This is a genomic window from Novosphingobium album (ex Liu et al. 2023) (assembly GCF_029076845.1).
Lineage (GTDB): Bacteria > Pseudomonadota > Alphaproteobacteria > Sphingomonadales > Sphingomonadaceae > Novosphingobium.
The window spans coordinates 1-516 of sequence record NZ_JARESE010000034.1 but is presented as its reverse complement, the minus strand read 5'-3'; the positions used below and the strand labels follow the sequence as shown (position 1 = coordinate 516).

The following is a 516-nucleotide window of genomic DNA, read 5'->3' as shown; positions in this document are numbered from 1 at the left end:
TCGCTTCCATCGAGCGCTTCTGCGTCAGAAATATGCCTGAACGAACTTCAGGTTCAGGACACTAGCATCCGAATCCCGTTGGCTGCACGGCGCGCGCCTCAAGGGCGCTAAGCAAAAAAAGCAGGACCATAATCCGTTTCAACACGGTCGCAAGATCGGTCTGGCTTGACTCAAAAATGGATACAGGATACTGGCATGTGACGTTGTTGCGTGCGGTCAGATGGCCTTCGGTCATCGCGAAAATCGGGCGTCCGCGAGATCGGCGATCCATCATGGCTATCCAGGAGGACCTGACATGCGATTTGATAGTGCGTTGCTAGCCCGGGTGGGTGATATATCGCGATTTCCGGAGACGGGAGATTGGCTTGAGACGGCGAAGCTGGTTGAGGCTTGCGGTTTTACGGGCATCTGGTCTGCGGAGCATCATTTTGCGTGGGACACGGGGGTCACGCTGCGCGGCGACAACTACGATGGCCGGTTGAGCGGCGACTATGATGGCCGGTAGGATCGGTTGTC

Annotated in this window: 1 protein-coding gene; it reads left to right on the top strand. The window is 56.6% G+C overall.

Annotated features, from left to right (window positions below; all coding sequences use genetic code 11):
* The first annotated feature begins 295 nt into the window (after positions 1 to 295).
* Entirely contained in the window at positions 296 to 505 is a 210-nt protein-coding gene (locus PYV00_RS11405) for a hypothetical protein (RefSeq protein WP_275228391.1), read from the top strand.
* Positions 506 to 516 lie beyond the last annotated feature (11 nt).

Coding starts and splice junctions, on each gene's coding strand:
- PYV00_RS11405 (WP_275228391.1), top strand. CDS start 296: ATGCGATTTGATAGTGCGTTGCTAGCCCGGGTGGGTGATATATCGCGA.